Origin of the sequence: Microcystis panniformis FACHB-1757 (assembly GCF_001264245.1) — a bacterium.
Classification (GTDB): Bacteria; Cyanobacteriota; Cyanobacteriia; order Cyanobacteriales; family Microcystaceae; genus Microcystis; species Microcystis panniformis.
In genome coordinates, this window is sequence record NZ_CP011339.1 from 4,052,264 (window position 1) to 4,069,531 (window position 17,268).

General features: G+C 41.7%; 18 protein-coding genes and 2 pseudogenes. 8 read left to right on the forward strand and 12 right to left on the reverse strand.

Features of this window, described 5'->3' with window-relative positions; genetic code table 11:
- Positions 1 to 55 precede the first annotated feature (55 nt).
- The 5 genes from VL20_RS19385 to VL20_RS19405 form a co-directional block, all read right to left on the reverse strand.
- Positions 56 to 781 carry a carbonic anhydrase gene (locus VL20_RS19385; protein ID WP_052277499.1) on the reverse strand — a complete coding sequence of 242 codons (726 nt, stop codon included), beginning with the start codon at positions 779 to 781 and terminating at the stop codon, positions 56 to 58.
- Between the two features lie 80 nt (positions 782 to 861).
- On the reverse strand, positions 862 to 2,715 hold the full coding sequence (locus tag VL20_RS19390) for an NAD(P)H-quinone oxidoreductase subunit F (RefSeq protein ID WP_052277500.1): 1,854 nt from the start codon (positions 2,713 to 2,715) through the stop codon (positions 862 to 864).
- 46 nt (positions 2,716 to 2,761) lie between these two features.
- The gene (locus tag VL20_RS19395) at positions 2,762 to 3,706 is read right to left on the reverse strand and encodes a LysR family transcriptional regulator (protein ID WP_052277501.1); all 945 of its coding nucleotides are present in this window, start codon (positions 3,704 to 3,706) and stop codon (positions 2,762 to 2,764) included.
- A gap of 550 nt (positions 3,707 to 4,256) precedes the next feature.
- The gene (locus VL20_RS19400; RefSeq protein ID WP_002743515.1) at positions 4,257 to 5,003 is read right to left on the reverse strand and encodes a sulfotransferase; all 747 of its coding nucleotides are present in this window, start codon (positions 5,001 to 5,003) and stop codon (positions 4,257 to 4,259) included.
- 15 nt (positions 5,004 to 5,018) lie between these two features.
- Positions 5,019 to 6,014, reverse strand: coding sequence for a glycosyltransferase family 2 protein (locus tag VL20_RS19405; protein WP_052277502.1), 996 nt, complete (start codon positions 6,012 to 6,014; stop codon positions 5,019 to 5,021).
- 223 nt (positions 6,015 to 6,237) lie between these two features.
- On the opposite strand from VL20_RS19405, the pseudogene VL20_RS19410 reads away from it, so the two are divergent.
- The 3 genes and pseudogenes from VL20_RS19410 (at position 6,238) to VL20_RS19420 (ending at position 8,780) form a co-directional block, all read left to right on the forward strand.
- Positions 6,238 to 7,648 (forward strand): annotated as a pseudogene (locus tag VL20_RS19410) (IS4-like element ISMae7 family transposase).
- Positions 7,649 to 7,783: 135 nt separating this feature from the next.
- On the forward strand, positions 7,784 to 8,275 hold the full coding sequence (locus VL20_RS19415; protein WP_052277503.1) for a DUF29 domain-containing protein: 492 nt from the start codon (positions 7,784 to 7,786) through the stop codon (positions 8,273 to 8,275).
- Between the two features lie 10 nt (positions 8,276 to 8,285).
- A complete protein-coding gene (locus VL20_RS19420) occupies positions 8,286 to 8,780 on the forward strand; it encodes a DUF29 domain-containing protein (protein WP_052277504.1) in 495 nt (164 codons plus the stop codon).
- 9 nt (positions 8,781 to 8,789) lie between these two features.
- Here VL20_RS19420 and VL20_RS19425 read toward each other — a convergent pair whose 3' ends face one another.
- From VL20_RS19425 to VL20_RS19445, 5 genes and pseudogenes are all read right to left on the reverse strand, one after another.
- Complete coding sequence (locus VL20_RS19425; protein WP_002747647.1) at positions 8,790 to 9,170, reverse strand: DUF7682 family zinc-binding protein; 381 nt, start codon at positions 9,168 to 9,170, stop codon at positions 8,790 to 8,792.
- Between the two features lie 206 nt (positions 9,171 to 9,376).
- Positions 9,377 to 10,429, reverse strand: coding sequence for a phosphotransferase enzyme family protein (locus VL20_RS19430; RefSeq protein ID WP_043995549.1), 1,053 nt, complete (start codon positions 10,427 to 10,429; stop codon positions 9,377 to 9,379).
- Positions 10,430 to 10,906: 477 nt separating this feature from the next.
- Positions 10,907 to 11,950 carry a S66 peptidase family protein gene (locus VL20_RS19435; RefSeq protein ID WP_052277505.1) on the reverse strand — a complete coding sequence of 348 codons (1,044 nt, stop codon included), beginning with the start codon at positions 11,948 to 11,950 and terminating at the stop codon, positions 10,907 to 10,909.
- An 83-nt stretch (positions 11,951 to 12,033) separates the two neighbouring features.
- Positions 12,034 to 12,282 (reverse strand): annotated as a pseudogene (locus VL20_RS19440) (hemolysin XhlA family protein); the annotation flags it as partial.
- Positions 12,283 to 12,324: 42 nt separating this feature from the next.
- The gene (locus VL20_RS19445; RefSeq protein WP_012265148.1) at positions 12,325 to 12,792 is read right to left on the reverse strand and encodes a CBS domain-containing protein; all 468 of its coding nucleotides are present in this window, start codon (positions 12,790 to 12,792) and stop codon (positions 12,325 to 12,327) included.
- Between the two features lie 161 nt (positions 12,793 to 12,953).
- On the opposite strand from VL20_RS19445, the gene VL20_RS19450 reads away from it, so the two are divergent.
- The gene (locus VL20_RS19450; RefSeq protein ID WP_004162239.1) at positions 12,954 to 13,520 is read left to right on the forward strand and encodes a Uma2 family endonuclease; all 567 of its coding nucleotides are present in this window, start codon (positions 12,954 to 12,956) and stop codon (positions 13,518 to 13,520) included.
- A 71-nt stretch (positions 13,521 to 13,591) separates the two neighbouring features.
- On the forward strand, positions 13,592 to 14,440 hold the full coding sequence (gene nadC, locus VL20_RS19455; protein WP_052277507.1) for a carboxylating nicotinate-nucleotide diphosphorylase: 849 nt from the start codon (positions 13,592 to 13,594) through the stop codon (positions 14,438 to 14,440).
- A 307-nt stretch (positions 14,441 to 14,747) separates the two neighbouring features.
- Here nadC and VL20_RS19460 read toward each other — a convergent pair whose 3' ends face one another.
- On the reverse strand, positions 14,748 to 15,545 hold the full coding sequence (locus VL20_RS19460) for an SAM hydrolase/SAM-dependent halogenase family protein (protein WP_052277508.1): 798 nt from the start codon (positions 15,543 to 15,545) through the stop codon (positions 14,748 to 14,750).
- Between the two features lie 134 nt (positions 15,546 to 15,679).
- On the opposite strand from VL20_RS19460, the gene pirA reads away from it, so the two are divergent.
- The 3 genes from pirA (at position 15,680) to VL20_RS19465 (ending at position 16,958) form a co-directional block, all read left to right on the forward strand.
- Positions 15,680 to 15,841: an arginine synthesis PII-interacting regulator PirA gene (gene pirA, locus VL20_RS31870; RefSeq protein ID WP_002765458.1), complete on the forward strand. Its 162-nt coding sequence runs from the start codon at positions 15,680 to 15,682 to the stop codon at positions 15,839 to 15,841.
- A gap of 504 nt (positions 15,842 to 16,345) precedes the next feature.
- The gene (locus tag VL20_RS31875; RefSeq protein WP_167341559.1) at positions 16,346 to 16,510 is read left to right on the forward strand and encodes a hypothetical protein; all 165 of its coding nucleotides are present in this window, start codon (positions 16,346 to 16,348) and stop codon (positions 16,508 to 16,510) included.
- On the forward strand, positions 16,503 to 16,958 hold the full coding sequence (locus tag VL20_RS19465; protein ID WP_043996362.1) for a GNAT family N-acetyltransferase: 456 nt from the start codon (positions 16,503 to 16,505) through the stop codon (positions 16,956 to 16,958). Before VL20_RS31875 ends, VL20_RS19465 begins: the two co-directional genes overlap by 8 nt.
- A gap of 53 nt (positions 16,959 to 17,011) precedes the next feature.
- Here VL20_RS19465 and VL20_RS29535 read toward each other — a convergent pair whose 3' ends face one another.
- Positions 17,012 to 17,197: a hypothetical protein gene (locus tag VL20_RS29535; protein WP_128575263.1), complete on the reverse strand. Its 186-nt coding sequence runs from the start codon at positions 17,195 to 17,197 to the stop codon at positions 17,012 to 17,014.
- Positions 17,198 to 17,268 lie beyond the last annotated feature (71 nt).

Here is a 17,268-nt window from a genome sequence, read left to right on the forward strand (position 1 = left end):
TGACTGGGATGAGAAAAGGATTAGCCAACCAACACGATGACTAATCTGGAATTGACTAAATTAAATTCACTTTGCCAGTATCGAGATCGTAGTAGGCTCCAACAATTTTTAATTGTTTTTTATCTACTAAATCACCCATGACTGGGGATTTGCCCAATTTCTCTACTTGATAGATAACATTGGATTTAATCGCTCGCTCAAGTTTGTTAGAACCGGGTTGTTTTTCTGCCCGATCAACTCCCACCTGTAATCCATCGATTAAACGACCGATTTGTCCGGGGAAACGACCGCCTTCAATGGTGGCTTTTACCGCTCCACAACGAGAATGACCAAGGACAACAATTACCTTGGCTCCTAACACCAACGTACCGAATTCAAGGCTACCAATTTCTTCGGAAGTGGCTAAATTTCCCGCTACCCGACAAACAAATAGATCTCCTAATCCTTGATCAAAAACGATTTCTGCCGGCACGCGAGAATCGGCACAGCCCAAAATTGCCGCAAAAGGGGCTTGACTTTCGGCCACTTCTGTGAGTCGAGCTTGATCGCGGTTAGGACTTTTTTTTCTTCGTTCCCAGAAACGTTGATTGCCTTCCATGAGCATAGTTAAGGCCTGGTCTGGGTTCAATCCTTGATTTTGAGCCGTTAGCCATGGCTGGGAATTAACGGCGGTTTGGGCGTTAGTTTTGGACAACTGAGAACCCAAAACAGAGGCGGCTAGACTGGTTCCCAAAAAACCACCCCCATAACGGATTAATTGGCGACGAGAGGTGTTGAACATAGGTAATTGTTTCCATTAATCAGGACAAATCCTATTGTCAGGGCCGGGGATGCTAAAGAAAAGCCTAAGTTATCAAATCTTTAACTGAAAACTAGAGAAATTTGTGATAGTAGGGGCCAGCAGATGATAATACCAATCAAAGCCACCCCCAAAATAATCGACAGAAAGTAAAATTGGGTCTGGCCCGAGACGTTATATTTCAAACTCTGACCACCAAAAACCGTGGCTAATCCCACCAGATTAACGATGCCATCCACCAGAAAGGTATCAATCCAGTTAATAATTTGCGAGATTAATCCGACGACAAAAACAATGGTGACTTTATACAATTGGGCGGTATAAAGGTCGTTGGCGAAGAAATCTTGAACGGCTTTGGGTTGAAAAACGATCGGTTTGGGGATATTTTCATTTAGATAAATATAGGCTGCCGGAATTACGCCGGCAGCAGTGGCAAGTACCAAGAGAAAAGCCACTCCCAGATTTAAGTCACTGGGTAATAAATGCCATTGTGCCAATAAAATCGGCACATGAATGGCGAAACCCATGGTCACAGTCATGGGGATAACTAAGGGCCAAAGAGCTTCCGGAGAGCGCAGGGTCATTGGTTTGATTTTACCGCCAAAGAAAACGCAAAATTCTCTAGTGACACTAAAGGCAGTTAAGGCATTGACCAACAATAGCACTAATAACAGTAAACCACTGACTTCTGCGAGGCGATCGCCCATGCGGGCCAATGACCAAAAACCACCAAAGGGAGGCAGTGCGACTAAACTAGCGGCACCGACGAGATAACAAATGCCAGAAACGGGACGACGGGACCATAAACCGCCGTATTGGCTTAAATCTTGGCTGATATTATTCCAAATGATGTTACCCACCACCATGACTAACAGGGACATAGCGATCGCGTATGTAAAGAGTAACACTAAAGCGGTTTCCGTTTGTCCGGTGGCCACAGCGATAAAAATCAGTCCCATGTAGGCACTGACGGAATAGGAAAGGGAGCGCTTGACATCGATCTGGGCGATCGCAATTAAACCCGCACCGAGGGCAGTGACAGAGCCAACAACGATCATTACTTGTAGGGTTAGGGGCGATAATTGTAGCACCGGCTCTAATTTCACCAATAACCAAGCGCCAGTGGAAACGACGACGGTATTCCGCAGAATTGTCGCCGGCATCGGTCCTTCCATGGCCTCATCTAGCCATAAATGCAGGGGAAATTGAGCGCATTTGCCCATCGGACCTGCAATCAATGCCAAACAGAGTAAATTAGCCACATTGGGGTTTAAATTGGCTGTAGCCGCCCATTCTGCTAATTCGTCAAAGTTCCAGGTTCCCGCCAGGGGTAAAAGGGCCACCACTCCCATCAACAGGATTAAATCGCCAATCCGTTTAGTCAGAAAAGCATCCCGCGCCCCCGTTACCACCAGAGATTGATTGAACCAGAAACCAATCAGTAGATAAGTGCCGAGGGTGAGAACTTCTAGCACACAATAGCTGAAAAATAGCGAATTACAGATAACGAGGGCGCACATACCCCCTTCAAAGAGGGCGACGAGAGAATAAAACCTTGCCCAACCCCAATCCATTTCTAGATAGCCGATCGCATATACCTGCGCAGCGAGGTTTAAGCCGGTAATTAGCAATAAAGCCCCGATATTAACGACCGAAATCTGCACATCTAAAGATATGCTTAAATCTGCGGCATTTAGCCAATTAAATGCTATAGATTGCGGCGGACGACCCCAAACGGCGATCAAAGCAAAAAGGCTATGTAAAAAGGCCCAGCAGGTCATGATCAAGTTCAGATAACCGGCCGGTCGCGGGCCAGTTTGCCGGATAATACCGGGAGACCAGGGTAGAGCGAGAAGTGCGCCCGCAAGGGCATAAAGAGGTACCAACCAGATAGTCTGGCTGAAGGACTCGAACATATAACCACCTCAAGAAGAAAAATGATCCTGAATTAAAGTTTAAGGTTTAATGGCTCACGAATAAGCTGTGACCATTTTTTAACGGGGCATGAATGGGGATGGTTTGACTAGCTTCCAGCAGGTATTTTAAAAAGGCATCGGCAATCACGGAAAGCTGTTTTCCGGCCAGATAACAAACGTACCAATTGCGCTGAATCGGAAACTGTTCCACGTCGAGGATGGCTAATTCTCCGTTTTCCCCTTCCGAGATGAGAGTATGCTTAGATAGTACCGATAGTCCCAAACCGCCAGAAATAGCCTGTTTAATCGCCTCGTTACTGCCTAATTCCAAGCGCACCTTAACTTTAATATCGTGGAGATTAAATAATTTTTGTACGGCTTGGCGGGTTCCAGATCCCGATTCGCGCATAATAAAAGGTTGATGGTTGAGGCACTCAAGGGGGAGATTTTTCTGACCCACCAATGGATGATCTCGTCGCGCCACCACCACTAGGGGATTTTCCAGAAAAGACTGAGAACAAAGTTCCACTTCTTCCGGCGGTTGACTGAGAATATAGAGGTCATCCTCGTTGTTTAACATTCGCTCTTGCAGTTTCTGGTGATTAGTCACCTGTAGAGCGATGTCGATACCGGGATACTGTTGACAGAATGCCCCCAGTAATCGCGGCACAAAGTATTTAGCGGTAGTAATCACGCCTAAAGTCAGTTTTCCCTGTCTAGTTCCCTTAATATCGGCCACTTTCATCTGAAAGTTGTCCAATTTATCAAAAATCTCTTGACAGGTGAACAGTAATTCCTCACCCGCTTCGGTTAAAAATAAACGTTTGCCAATTTGCTCGAATAGCGGTAAACCCACGGCTTTTGTGAGTTGTTTGACTTGGGTTGAGACGGTGGGTTGAGTGATAAATAACTCCTCGGCCGCCTTGGTGAAGCTACTGTGTCGAGCGGTAGCCTCAAAAACCCTTAACTGGTGCAGGGTTGCCTGTATCAAGTTCCTATGCCCTCCTCAATAACAACTATTTGTTACAATAAATCCTAACGTTTTTATAGATTCTAGTCAATTAACTTTTTGATAAATATAGACTTTAATAGATATAACCGCCGCTTAAGACCTTTTGTAGCTATCAGCTTTTTTCCCAGTCTCCTTTTTCAGCTTCTTGTCACCCCTTGAGGTTGTCGCCAGCATTTACTCGGGGTGAGGTGATGGGCAGGATCAATGATCGCGGCGGCAAGATAAACTAGGGGATAACCAGACCCTAACCAGCGATCGCGAAATTGCCGAGCTTCTCCAACGGCGAGGGCGAAGAAAACGTCAAATTGTCGGACTTTGTGGAATAATTATTGGAAGTGAACAATTGGACTTTTTGGCAGCAATGATTATAGTAATCGTAGAGATAATCGAGATTAAGCAGCGAGTCTAAACAGGTTTTGAATCTTTTGGGACGGTTATAGGTGGGGATAATAATTGAAAAGTTTGTCAGAGTTTTTCTGGAGTTTTGAATCGGACTTTTTTAGTAAGCTTTAAGCATTTCTTTTATGCTTTAATAATAAAAAAACTTGGCAAACTTAATCCATAATTGATGACGAACGAACTTCGGTAAAATCCGTTTACCTAAGCTAATACTAACCTCGGCAAAATTACGGCGAAGTTTAGCAAAGATAGCTCTTTTTTTATGAGTATGATACTGTCCTTTTAGATTTCTATCTCCATCATATTCAATAAAATCTAACAGGGCATTTCTGCTATTCACCTCATTGAGAGATTCTGTCTGAAAACAACAGATATTTTGAGGATATTTTTCAATTAACTTTTCAATTTTTTCATAGTACATATCCCAATATAATCCCACAGCTTTAGCCTTATCAGACTCGTTAAATTTAGGAAAAGAAGCATCCCAAACTTCATTTTTTTTCCAGGTTTTTCCATTATGTTCATACCAGGGATTATGGTCTTGAGTCCATTGCAAATAACTGTGAATTACCGCTTCTCTTTCTCGTTTCAGGCAAATAAATTTGCTGCGAGGAAATTTTTCAATTAAGAAAGCAACATAGGGAAGAAAATACATCCCAATGTCGCCAAAATATTGGTTTGAATCTGAAAGTTTATCTAGATTTTCTATCCATTTCCAAACATTTTCATGATCATTATACCATTTCAAGGGATGGGCTTGGTAATTAATTGCTCCTTCATGGAGAACTTTAATTCCAGGTTGATTATTTAAAAAATAAGATAAAGAAAGCGATCCACATCTCCCCGTTCCTAAACCAATAATTAATGTTTTACTCATTTTTATTAATCCTTTTTACTTCTGGCTCTGGTGGTTGTTGCTGATATATTTTACAATAAATATCTGCCAAGAATTGACAAGATGACGCAAATATCGCCAAATTTCTCGGTTAAATCTTCCTGTAATATGGAAAAATCCCAGAGGATTTTCTATCATAGTAATCATTGATTTACCCAGATAGATCACAGTTGAATCATAAGCTTGTAATCGCCAAGATAGTTTGATAACATCATAATAGGTATAAAATTTATTTGTTTGGTAATGTTTAGCCAATAACCTAGTAGGTAATTTTTGCCTAACAGCCGGATCCGTAAAAATAATTTCTCTAGCTTTGTCCCAATTTTTCACCAGTTCAGAAATTGGTATTTTTGTTTTATTAGTCTGATGACGACGAATTTCAATAATGGGATCTTCGCCGATAAATACAAAAAGACCTTTAGTAGCTAACCGACACCAGAATAACCAATCTTCGCCAATGGTTAAATGAGTTAAAAAGTCTTCTGAAGTTAAAAAACTTCGTCTAATACAAACTGCTCCCATAGAAAATATACCTCGTTCAATAATGCGAGTAAACAGATCAATTGGAGTTAGTTCCTCCACAAGGGAATTAGGTTGAAATATCCTATTATTATTTAGATCAACTTCGACAATATTTCCATAGGAAGCAACAGCTTCTGTCCATGATTCTAAAGCTAAGTATAATCTTTCTAAGGCATTAGTTTTAGGGCGATCATCTGCATCTAAAAAATAAATATATTTTCCTTGAGAATGTATAAATCCTCTGTGTCTTGCTAATGCAGAACCACTATTTTCTTGCACGATCAATTTAATTCTGTTATCTTTTAGTATCAATTCTTCAATGATAGCTTGAGTATTATCGGTTGAACCATCATTGACAATAATCATTTCCCAGCGACTAAAGGATTGTTTTAGAATGCTATTAATCGCCTCTTCAATGTATAGTTCGCTATTATAAGCTGGAATAATTACAGAGACTTCTTTTTCTTGCATAAAAATTACCAATCATAATTATAAAACAATGGTGATTTAGATAAATCACCAAATATGATACCATTATAAGTAGGTAGATGTTAAAAACTTTCAGATACCCCCCTTATTAAGCTATCCATTAGTCGGATCTTTCTTAACAAAAAGAGAAGAAACTTAAAAAAAGGGGAAACGATTGATAGGTATAGTTTTGAAAGAAGGAATTAAGGTGGAGGTAAGCAAAAAAATGGAGAAATGGGCAGCCCAAGAATTACAATATGCAGACCTAGGGGACACCAGAAGAAAGAAAAGGTTAATCAGTATCGTAGAAAACTTGGCCAGCCAACCTAGTACAAGTGTGCCACAAGCTTCGGGAAATCTAGCCGCAGCGAGTGCCACCTACGACTTTTGGAATTCCCCCTATTTTCACCCATCAGATATAATTGCCGCCCAAGCCAAAAGTACAGTAGAAAGAATCAAAGAACATCCAATAGTTTTGGCAGTGCAAGACACAACAAGTTTAGACTTTACGACGCAAAAAGCCAAAAAAGGAATGGGTTATCTAGATTATAAAAAATCCTTTGGTCTCAAAGTTCATACCACATTAGGAGTGTCACCGCAAGGAATACCTTTAGGACTAATTAATCAATATGTCTGGGCAAGAGAAGAAAATAATTTAGGGATTGCCAAGCAAAGAAAAAAAAGAGAAACCGAAGAAAAAGAAAGTCAAAGATGGTTAGATTCTTTATCAGAAACACAACAACAAATACCCGAAGATATTCAAGTAGTAACAATCGGAGATTGTGAGGCAGACATATTTGATTTATTTGCCCAATCAAGAAGTCCTAACTCTCATTTATTAATCCGAGGAACTCATAACCGAAAAGTTAACTATCTCGAAGACAAGCAAAAGTCAGGGCATCCAGAGCCTAAATATTTACATCAATCCATCAGAGAAGTTAAAGCCTGTGGTAGCCTAGATGTGCAAGTAAAACGCAATCCTAATCACGAGGCTAGACTAGCTAAACTAACAGTTAGATTTGCCAGTTTTGAAATACAAGTACCTAAGCATCACTCAAAAGCGAACCCTCGTCAACCGGTCAAATTACAGGTAATTTTAGCTGAAGAAGAAAATCCGCGTCCCGGAGTTAATCCTATCAGTTGGCTCCTCTTAACTAGCCTAGACATTAGTAGCTTTGAATCGGCGATAACCTGTGTGCGCTGGTATAGTTATCGCTGGTTAATAGAACGCTATCATTTTGTTTTTAAAAGTGGTTGTGGATTAGAAAAACTGCAATTAGAAACGGGTCGGAGAATTGAGATGGCTTTAGCTACCTATTCAATTGTAGCCTGGAGATTACTCTGGTTAACCTATCAAGCACGCTTACACGGAGAGGAGAGTTGTGAAAGTTTTTTGGAAGAACATGAATGGCAATCTTTGTGTGCCACTATTCATAAAAAGAGTCCGCCACCTGAAAAGCCGCCCTCCTTGGCCAGAAGCGGTCAGAATGATTGCTTCTCTTGGGGGTTTTTTAGGTAGAAAAGGCGACGGTGAACCAGGTGTTAAAACTATTTGGTTGGGACTGCGAAGGTAACATGATATCAGCCAGACTTGGAAACTATCTCATCAAATTAGTCCCCCTATAGAACCCCCTTGAGCCATATTGCACACTTTTCTCTTTTTGTCAAATTTTATGTTAAGAAAGATGTGACTAATGGATAGCTTATTAAGGGGGGCAGGGGGGATCGAACCTAAAATCCATTTTTAATTTAATTATAACCAGCTACTTAAAATGATGAATATTACTATTTTAAATCTCTACGATAGCGATTATCAACTTTGGTTAGAAAACACTATCAACCAATTGCGTCGGGGGGATTTTCAAGCGGTAGATTGGCAGAATTTATTAGAGGAGTTGGCAGATTTGGGAAAAAGTGAACGACGAGCATTAGAAAGTTTATTAACTCGACTCCTAGAACATTTACTGAAGTTAACTTACTGGCAATCCCAACGGGATTATAATCAAGCTGGATGGAAAAAAGAAATTCGCAATTTTCGGATTCAGATCAAAAAAATTCTCAAAGATAGTCCCAGTTTAAAGTCCTATTTAAGGGAAATTTTGCAGGAATGTTATCTCGATGCTCGCAATCTGCTTATTGACGAAACCGAATTAGATGCCAGTATTTTCCCTCTGGAAGTGTTAGCTAATCTCGAGGAGATTCTCGATCAAAATTGGCTGCCGGATTGGGAAGCTATCAGCAAGGATTCTGAACAGTGCAATTAAGGAGTAAAAAATGATGAATATTACCAGGCCAAATCTCTACGATAGCGATTATCAACTTTGGTTAGAAAACACTATCAACCAATTGCGTCGGGGGGATTTTCAAGCGGTAGATTGGCAGAATTTATTAGAGGAGTTAGCAGATTTGGGGAAAAATAATCGACGAGCGCTTAAGAGTCTCTTAACTCGACTCCTAGAACATTTACTGAAGTTAACCTACTGGCAATCCCAACGAGATTACAACCAAGCAGCATGGAAAAAAGAAATCAGGAATTTTCGCCTACAAATTGCTGATCTTTTAGAAGATAGTCCCAGCTTAAAGTCCTATTTAAGGGAAATTTTAGCCAAATGTTATCTCGATGCTCGCAATCTGATGATTGACGAAACCAGATTAGATGCCAGTATTTTCCCCGTGGAAGTATTAGCTAGTCTGGAGGAGATTCTCGCTGAAAATTGGCTGCCGGATTGGGAAGATATAAACAGCGATAAATCTTCCCAAGCGAACTAAAGATTAGCTTCACCTACCCGGTTTACAAACATTATAATCTTCGTGAGAGATAACCGCTTCTGGGACGAGGAGATTGCCGTGGTCGCGACAGATGAGGCGATAATTGCGGGTAACGGGGATACTGATAATAAAGCGATCGTGTCGCAATCGTTTACCGTGGAAATCTCGATAATTGCGGTGATTTTGTAATCCTTGCAGGATTTCCCTAGCTTTAAGTACCACATTTTTCGGTAATTCCCGCAGATCGATCGGATCTTGGGAAAAAGTGGCTTCCCAGGCATTTTTTTGACGTTTTCTTTCTTCCCAAGCGGCATCTAGTTGAGCGCAATGATGGCAGACTTGGCCATAACCCTTGTGACCACAGGGAAACTTCTTCTTTCTTCTGGACATAATACCATCTGTCTGTAAGGCTGTGAGAGACTATTCAAGAGCGGTAAAGCTTGCTTCACTTTTGGCAGATGGAGAAGAAAGTCTTTACCTAGTGATTATCTATACTTACCAGCATACAGGGATCGATACCTCGTTTGGCCATTGACCGGCAAGAAAGTTGATCTTGGTTAGTTAGGGCCTGCTGTCACCAACAGGATTAAGGCTGCTTAGAATAATTCCCATTCTTGGGTTCTTAAACGTTTGAGAATGGCCAAACGGCTACTAAAATAATTAGCACAGAGACGACTATAATCGGTTAAACGCAGGTTATTTAAGCTAATTGACCAAGACCAAATATAGGCCGCTTGGGTGAGATACTGAAGACAAGATAATTCACCATCGGTTAAAGGCACTGTTTGATCGTAACCTTGAATAAAACTGTGGCGAACCTGGCGATTTAAACCAGATTGTAGGGAAACTTGCAGAAATTTAGCGATATCAAAAACTCGCCAACCATAACCGCACTGATCGAAATCAAATAGGGTCATCTGATTATCAGGGGTGATATGCACATTACCACTATGAGGATCGCCCCAACAAATGCTCCAATAGGGAGATTCTGTCGGTAATTTAGCGGTTTCTTCCTCTATTTCCCCAATGGTTTCTAAGACACAGTCTAGGTCGCTCGGTCGTTGGTGCAGAAAAGGTGCAATAATTTGCAGGGAATCCTCGAGAAGATATTTGAGGTTGAGGGGATGACGATAGGCTAGGGTTTGAAAATCTGCCGTCACCTGATGTAAATTAGCCACGATCGCCCCTAAATGATAGGCTTGCTCTATATCTATATCCCCAATGGCAATTCCCCCCGGAGCATAGGGAAAAAGGACGGCGTAACGTTTCCCTTCCGGAGCATTAATTTCTAGGGATAAATCACCGTTTTTGCTGCGAATTGGCGCGGCGACGGGAACCTGAGAGCGATCGAGATAATCTAATAATTCTAACTCGAAGTCGATTTCCATTTTGCTGCGCCAATGGCAGTGAGACACTCGCAAAATGTAAGGAGTTGTCATGGTTTCGAGGAGATACACATCACTTAAACCCCGATGCCAAAATTGACAATTTTTCGGTACATCAATCTCGTAACGAGAAAAAACTAAATCTGCTAGGGCAGCGGGAGCCAGAGTGGAGTAGAGTGTGGGAAAAGTCCATTCTCCAGGCCGAAAATTGGCAGCGGCAGAACTAGAAGGCAGTAAATTGAGCGAAGCCAGAAAAGTCGTCACGGTTCCCTCCCGATGCAAGTGTGGACAACGCTCGCATCATCCTATTTTATAGGCCACATATATTACAAATTGGTTCGATCGCTCCGTATATTTCGCTACATTCCTCTGACTTGAAAGAGGGTGTGGGGTGTGGGGTGTAGGGAAAGAAACCTCTTTCATCTGTGGGGGTGAAAATTTTTTCATCGGGACTGACTCCTTACCCCACAGTTAACTTTACTTTTTTCCAACTACTTATCAGTACCCCAAAAATTAATATAGGAGCTGCTGAAAAAGTTTGTTGGTGGAGGCAGGGTGTGGGGTGTGGGGTGTGGGGTGTGGGGTGTAGGGTTTTACCGATTTTGAGATAGTCAGTTATCTAATTTTCAGGGAAAAAGTCCAGGAATTTTACCCCCGATCACTCCAATGGTCAGCACTTTTTGAGGGGAAAAAAGTCTAAAAGCCTTATCCAAAAAGGTTTTTAGATTTATTCAGCAAACCCTAGTTATTAACCGCTGATTCTAACATAGTAATTGTTCCCCGATTAGCATCAAATTCTACCTCAATACCGATGGGAATAGTTTCAATAATCTGCAAATGTCCGATCATTAAACCTAAACAAGCGGGAATTTTTAAGGGTTGAATATATTCTCGGATCACTTCTTCTAAAGTCAGGGAACCATAGTCACTATCGGCGCTACAGTTGCTACATTGACCGAAGATAAACCCAGATAAATTATCGAAAATTCCCGCTAATTTTAATTGATTTAACAGGCGGTCAATTTCATAAACATCTTCACCAATATCTTCTAAAAATAGTATAGCTCCGTTAAAATTAGGTAGATAGGGAGAGCCAACTATTGAGGCTAAAGTGGTTAAATTACCACCGATTAATTTACCTTTTGCTTGACCTTTAGTAATAGTTTGAATGCGATTTTTTACCTGCATTAAACGATTAGCATCATCGGGATCGGGAAGATTTCTAAAAGTCAACTTTTCCCCAGAAAATAAAACCCGTCGAAAGCTTTCAGTTTGAGCGCTGCGCCAACTAGAAAAGCCATTAGGAGCATGGAAAGTAACTAAACCAGTTTTGGCATAAATAGCCAACAATAAAGAGGTTATATCACTAAAACCACAGATAATTTTCGGATGACGACGAATTAAATCGTAGTCGAGATAAGGCAATAAACGAGAGCTTCCCCAACCGCCGCGAATTGGTAAAATTAAGGCAATATTATCATCGGCAAAAAATCGATTTATATCCGAGGCTCGCTCCCTATCTTTACCAGCTAGATAACCATAACGATCTAAAGCGTATTGACCAACTTTTGGGACTAATTTTAAAGCTTTAACTGCTTCGATAACTATATTTAAATCATCTTCTTTAAAAGTTGCCCCCGCCGGACTAATAATACCCACTCCGTCCCCCGGTTGTAGATGTGGCGGTTTAATTAGAGGAAAATTATTACTAACAACTTTTCTAGGAATTAGGGAAAAACTAACAGCAGTTAGGGCGGAATTAATGAAAAATTGACGGCGCTTCATTCTGATAGTTTTTAGAGAAATTGCCAGGGAAATAAGAATTTAAGTAGGTAGGCGTTAAAAATTATCAGATGCCCCCTTATTAAGGGGGGATCGAGGGAAAAAAAAGTTTTCACAATTGCCCCAGCTAAGAGGACAATTAATGCCCAAACCTGATATTTTTGGTTTCCTTCTAATGAGTTTAGTCGATTTTCTATTCCCTCAACTTTTCCCGTTAACACCGCTTGTCCTACCTTTAAATCCGTCACATCTTTTTGTAACGAATCGATTTTTCCCTCCATCCGCATCAAGATAGTTTCTAGGGAATAAGTAACCGTTTCCTGAGATTGATTCATTTGTTCAAGACCTTTTAGTTAATTTTTGCCCTAGAAAAGCCATTATGCTTCCGATTTTGCCATATCGCGAATGATATCGCCGCGGGTGATAATACCAATTACTTTGTGGGTTTCTTCCTCAATCACCGGTAAACGACGCACATGACGATCATACATTAACGAGGCCGCTTCTTTCAAAGGGCGATCAGCCGTGATACTAATAGGTTTATCGGTCATTACTTCCCCCACGGTTTGACCGAGAGCTTTATGGAGTAATTTCTCGTGACGGCTAGGATTTTGTAGATAGATGACGCTATCGAGGAGCATAATGTAAGGAGGAGCTTCTACTCCCGTTTCCTGCCACATAAGGTCAGTTTCGGAGATAACCCCAATCAGTCGCATATTGTCATCCACCACGGGTAAACCGCTAAACCGCTTTTCGGCCAAAATCTTCACTGCTTCGGACAGAGAAGTGTTAGCGGTGACGGTGATGGGATTGGGAGTCATGATATCGGCAACTGTTTTCGTCATCTTAGCGACCTGCGACAATAATGCTTTCTCTCTCCATCTTATCATTAGGGTAATCAGTCGCCGCTTAATTATGACTATTCTTCAATCTTTGGCTGAGAAAATGGTATAACATAAAAAGGAAATGGGATATTAATTTAGTTAGTTGACAAGGAAAAAGAAAAATGATCGCTCAACCTCAATACCCAGAAAGAATGACCCCGGAAGAGTATCTAGAATGGGAAGCTACACAGGAATTGCGCCATGAATACATTGATGGGGAAATTATCGCCATGACTGGGGGTAGTCTGCCCCATAATGATATTACCTTGAATTTTTACACTGCTTTAAGATTTCATCTCCGTCCGCGAGGCTGTCGAGTCAATGTATCTGATGCGAAAGTACAAGCTAATAATAGTCGTTATTTTTATCCCGATTTGGTGATTAGTTGCGATTTTAGGGATAGACAATCTCGTAATTTTATTCAACATCCACAAGTGATTATTGAAGTGCTTTCCCCCAGCACAGGAAACTATGATCGCACTAAAAAGTTACAATATTATCGTCAGATTCCTAGTTTACAAGAATACGTTTTAGTCGATCCTGAATCGATCAGTGTTGAGGTTTATCGTCGCGGTGAAGATAAAATTTGGTTTTACTGCGCTTATAGTCAAGGGGAAGAAATTATTCTATCTAGTCTCGATTTTCACTGTGCGATCGAGTTAATCTATGAAGGGATAAGTTTCGATTAAAGAAAGTTTACAAAAATGTCAAACATTCCTAGACTTAAAATAAATACGTCCCGATTGTTTCGATAAATTCTATGTTACCGCCCCTATTAGTTCTTGATCCCTTGTTAGAAAACTGGTTACGAGAAGATCTCGGTAGAGGCGATCGCACCACCCAAGCAATTTTCTTCGGTCATGCTAAAATCGGTCAAGCTAGTTGGATTGCCAAGGAAGCGGGAGTTATTGCTGGTTTACCCGTAGCTGAAAGAGTTTTTCAACTACTTAACCCCACTATTCACTTTACCCCCACCGTTGCCGAGGGGGAATTCTGCCCCAAGTCTAAAGTTATTGCCGAGATAGAAGGTTCCTTCGATGCGTTGTTAATCGGGGAAAGAGTCGCTTTAAATCTTGCCATGCGCTTGAGTGGGATTGCTAGTGAAACTCGCAAATATGTGGAGAAAATTGCCGATTTATCGACAAGATTGGTGGATACTCGCAAAACTACCCCCGGATTGCGAATTTTAGAAAAATATGCCTCCGGTATCGGTGGCGCTATTAACCATCGTTTGGGGTTAGATGATGCAATTATGATTAAAGATAATCATATTCAAGCAGCCGGCAGCATCGAGGAAGCAGTGCTTCGTGTACGGCAAAATATGCCCTATCCTCTCACAATTGAGGTAGAAACCAGTCAATTAGAAGAAGTGAATCAAGCTCTGCAGCAGCAGGTAGAGATCATTATGTTAGATAATATGGATTTAGAGATGATGCAAACTGCTGTGGAGATGATCCGCAATTTTAATAGTAAAACCAAAATAGAAGCATCGGGAAATATTACCCTCGATCGCATTCGCAACGTTGCCGAAACAGGAGTAGATTATATTTCTACTAGCGCCCCGATTACCCGTTCTACTTGGTTAGATATCAGTATGAGAATTGATTAAAAGGCTATATCAGTTATCAGTTATCAGTTATCAGTTATCAGTTATCAGTTATCAGTGAACTTAAAACGGTTCTTCGGTTTGTGTTATGCAATAGACGGGGGTTATAAGGGATGAAACCCTTATAGAGAAACATCTTAGGCAATTTTTGTCAATTGTTTTTGATCTAGAACGAACTAATCAATTAAGTCTCTTGCCAGATAAGGATTTAGTGGATTTATGCCACCCGATCAAACTATATCAAGTAACTAAGAACCCTTAAAACTCAAATCTGATCGGTGATCACTGATAACTGATCACTGATCACTGATCACTGACTCCTATCTATTCTAACCTCGATCGCATCGCCAATATTTAGGTGTAATTGCTTTTGGGCGCTCCCACTATTGACGGCAATTTCTAACCCCCCGTGACTACCGATAAAAGCGACTATTTCCCCCCAAGGAACATCACTGTAGGTGTTTTTTGTGGGGATAATTTTTTGTCCTAACTGCACTGACCAATTTTTTCCTTCTAGGAGATAATCGGGAATATTGCTGATTAAATTGCCGAAAATGTCAATATATTGAATTTGACCCCTGATTTTATCTTCCTCGATTTGCGGAACAGCGATCGCTAATTGTTGCAAGCTATCGGGATCAATCATCTCACCTAACATTTCTAGGGGTACTCCCCGGGCCAAATAAGCGGCCACAGCAGCAAAAATATCCCGACCGTGAAAAGTCGTGCTAGGGTTAGGGGTGCGCCAATAGGAAGAATTATTGAGATTAACGGCAGATATAGCGGGAGATTGGCTTAAAATACCACTAAATAAACCATTATCTGGCCCGACTAAATAACCACCGGCAAAACGAATCCCTACCCCGCGTCTTTTGCTTCCCACCCCTGGATCTATAACTGCCAGATGAATAGTGCCTTGGGGAAAATATTGATAGGCATTCAGGAGGACAAAACGACCAGCGTAAAGGTCTTGGGGCGAAATTTGATGATTCAGATCGATCGTGCGAGCATGGGGGGCAATTCCCGCGATTACTCCCTTGATAATGCCCACATAACCGTCCTGTAGTCCAAAATCGCTAGTAAGGGTTATTAGTGCCTGTTCCGTCATTGACTTGTCCCTAGGGTTGCCAACACCGTTAATAAATCTTAACGCCAAATTCAGTAGCTAAAGATACAGTTTACCAAGGAGAATGTTATGATTTAGATATAAGGTAAGTTAAGTCGCTCAAAAGTCTGTCCATCATGAACAAAAATCGTCAGCAAGTCCTAACACAAGCCGCCGTCGCTCATAGGGAAACACTCCGCAGAAATTTACAACACCGACTGGAAGTGGCTAGAGCGCAGGGAAATGAAGCTTTAGTGCGTCAATTGGAAGCAGAGGCGGCCTATTTGCACCTTCGTTAGATTTAATCGGTGTTTAGTCATCGGAAATTTTGGGTCTGAAACCCCGCCGTTCTAGGTTGGCTTTACGTTAGAATTAAAAGGCCAGTCTCGAAAACCAAGTGGACGGCGCAGCACCTTGAAAACTCGGCTTAGGGGGTTCCGACCAGAAAAGCTTGGCCGGGTAAAAAGTCGCGCGCAACAAGTACAAGAAGCTATAGGCGGTCAACGTACCGTGGGACACACGGAATCGGGCTTCTGAAATGGGGCGAAAGTCTGTGGACTCTGTGTAAGACAGTACATGGTTTTTTAACTGTGGTATGCGACGGTGGTGGAAGCAGAAACTTAAATCGTGAGGTTTAGGAATCGCCGCCCTAAAAGTGCGGCGAGGATGTCAAAGTCTAGTTGTCGGTTTCTAGTGATCGGTATGCCGATCACTTTTTTTTGGGTGAATTTTTTTTTAATTGCTGATATCTTAACTGGCAATCCCTAAAATAGAAGGAACAGCAGTGTAGAGATCAAATAATTATGGCTTTTTTTCGGCAATATATCGCCCCGCTCCTGACTATCTTAGTGTTTTTAGTTGCTCTGGTTGCCACCGGCATCCGGATTTTTTTACCGGCAGATTTAGCGGCACCAGCTCCGATCGAGCCATCCCTGGGCATAATTTTCTTTTATCCTTGGCATGGCTAACCTTCCCGAAGATTATCGGCTGCGACTGGGCAAAATGGGCGATCGCTATCTACTCATTAATTTTCTCACCCGCACCTATGAAGAATTTTTTCCCGAACAAAAAAACCTCTCCCATCTAGCTGATACAGTCAGACAGTTTTTTGGCCTCGATACTCCCCTGTGGATCGTCGAAGGACAACAAACGGCGATCGCTTGTCTCTGGATGGGGAGCGCCGTCGATCAGGTGACAGGCGATCGCTATGGTCATATTTTCCTGATTTACGTCGATCCCCAGCATCGTCGCCAAGGTATCGCCACCGCACTAATCGATCGAGCTAAGGATTGGGCAAAAAGTCGCGGACAAACCCGCATCGGTTTACAAGTCTTCATCAATAACGACAATGCTCTCAATCTCTACCAAAATCTCGGCTTTCAAACTCGCTCTTTGCTGATGTGGAAAAATATTTAGAAACTGTTAGGAGTCAGGAGATAGGAGTCAGTTATCAGTTATCAGTTATCAGTTCACTGTTTACTGATCACTGAAAAGCTCCCCACTTCCCCACTTCCCCACTTCCCCACTTCCCCACTTCCCCACACCCCACACCCCACACCCCACACCCCAGACATACCTATAGAGATGGCACTGTCAGCATTAATTATTCTCGATCGAGCGACAAAGGTTAAAATTTGGGAAACACTGGAATACACTGGCAGTCATCGTGGATAAAAACACGCTATTTTATTAACCTATACTAACCGCGCTTTAGGAGTCAGCAGTT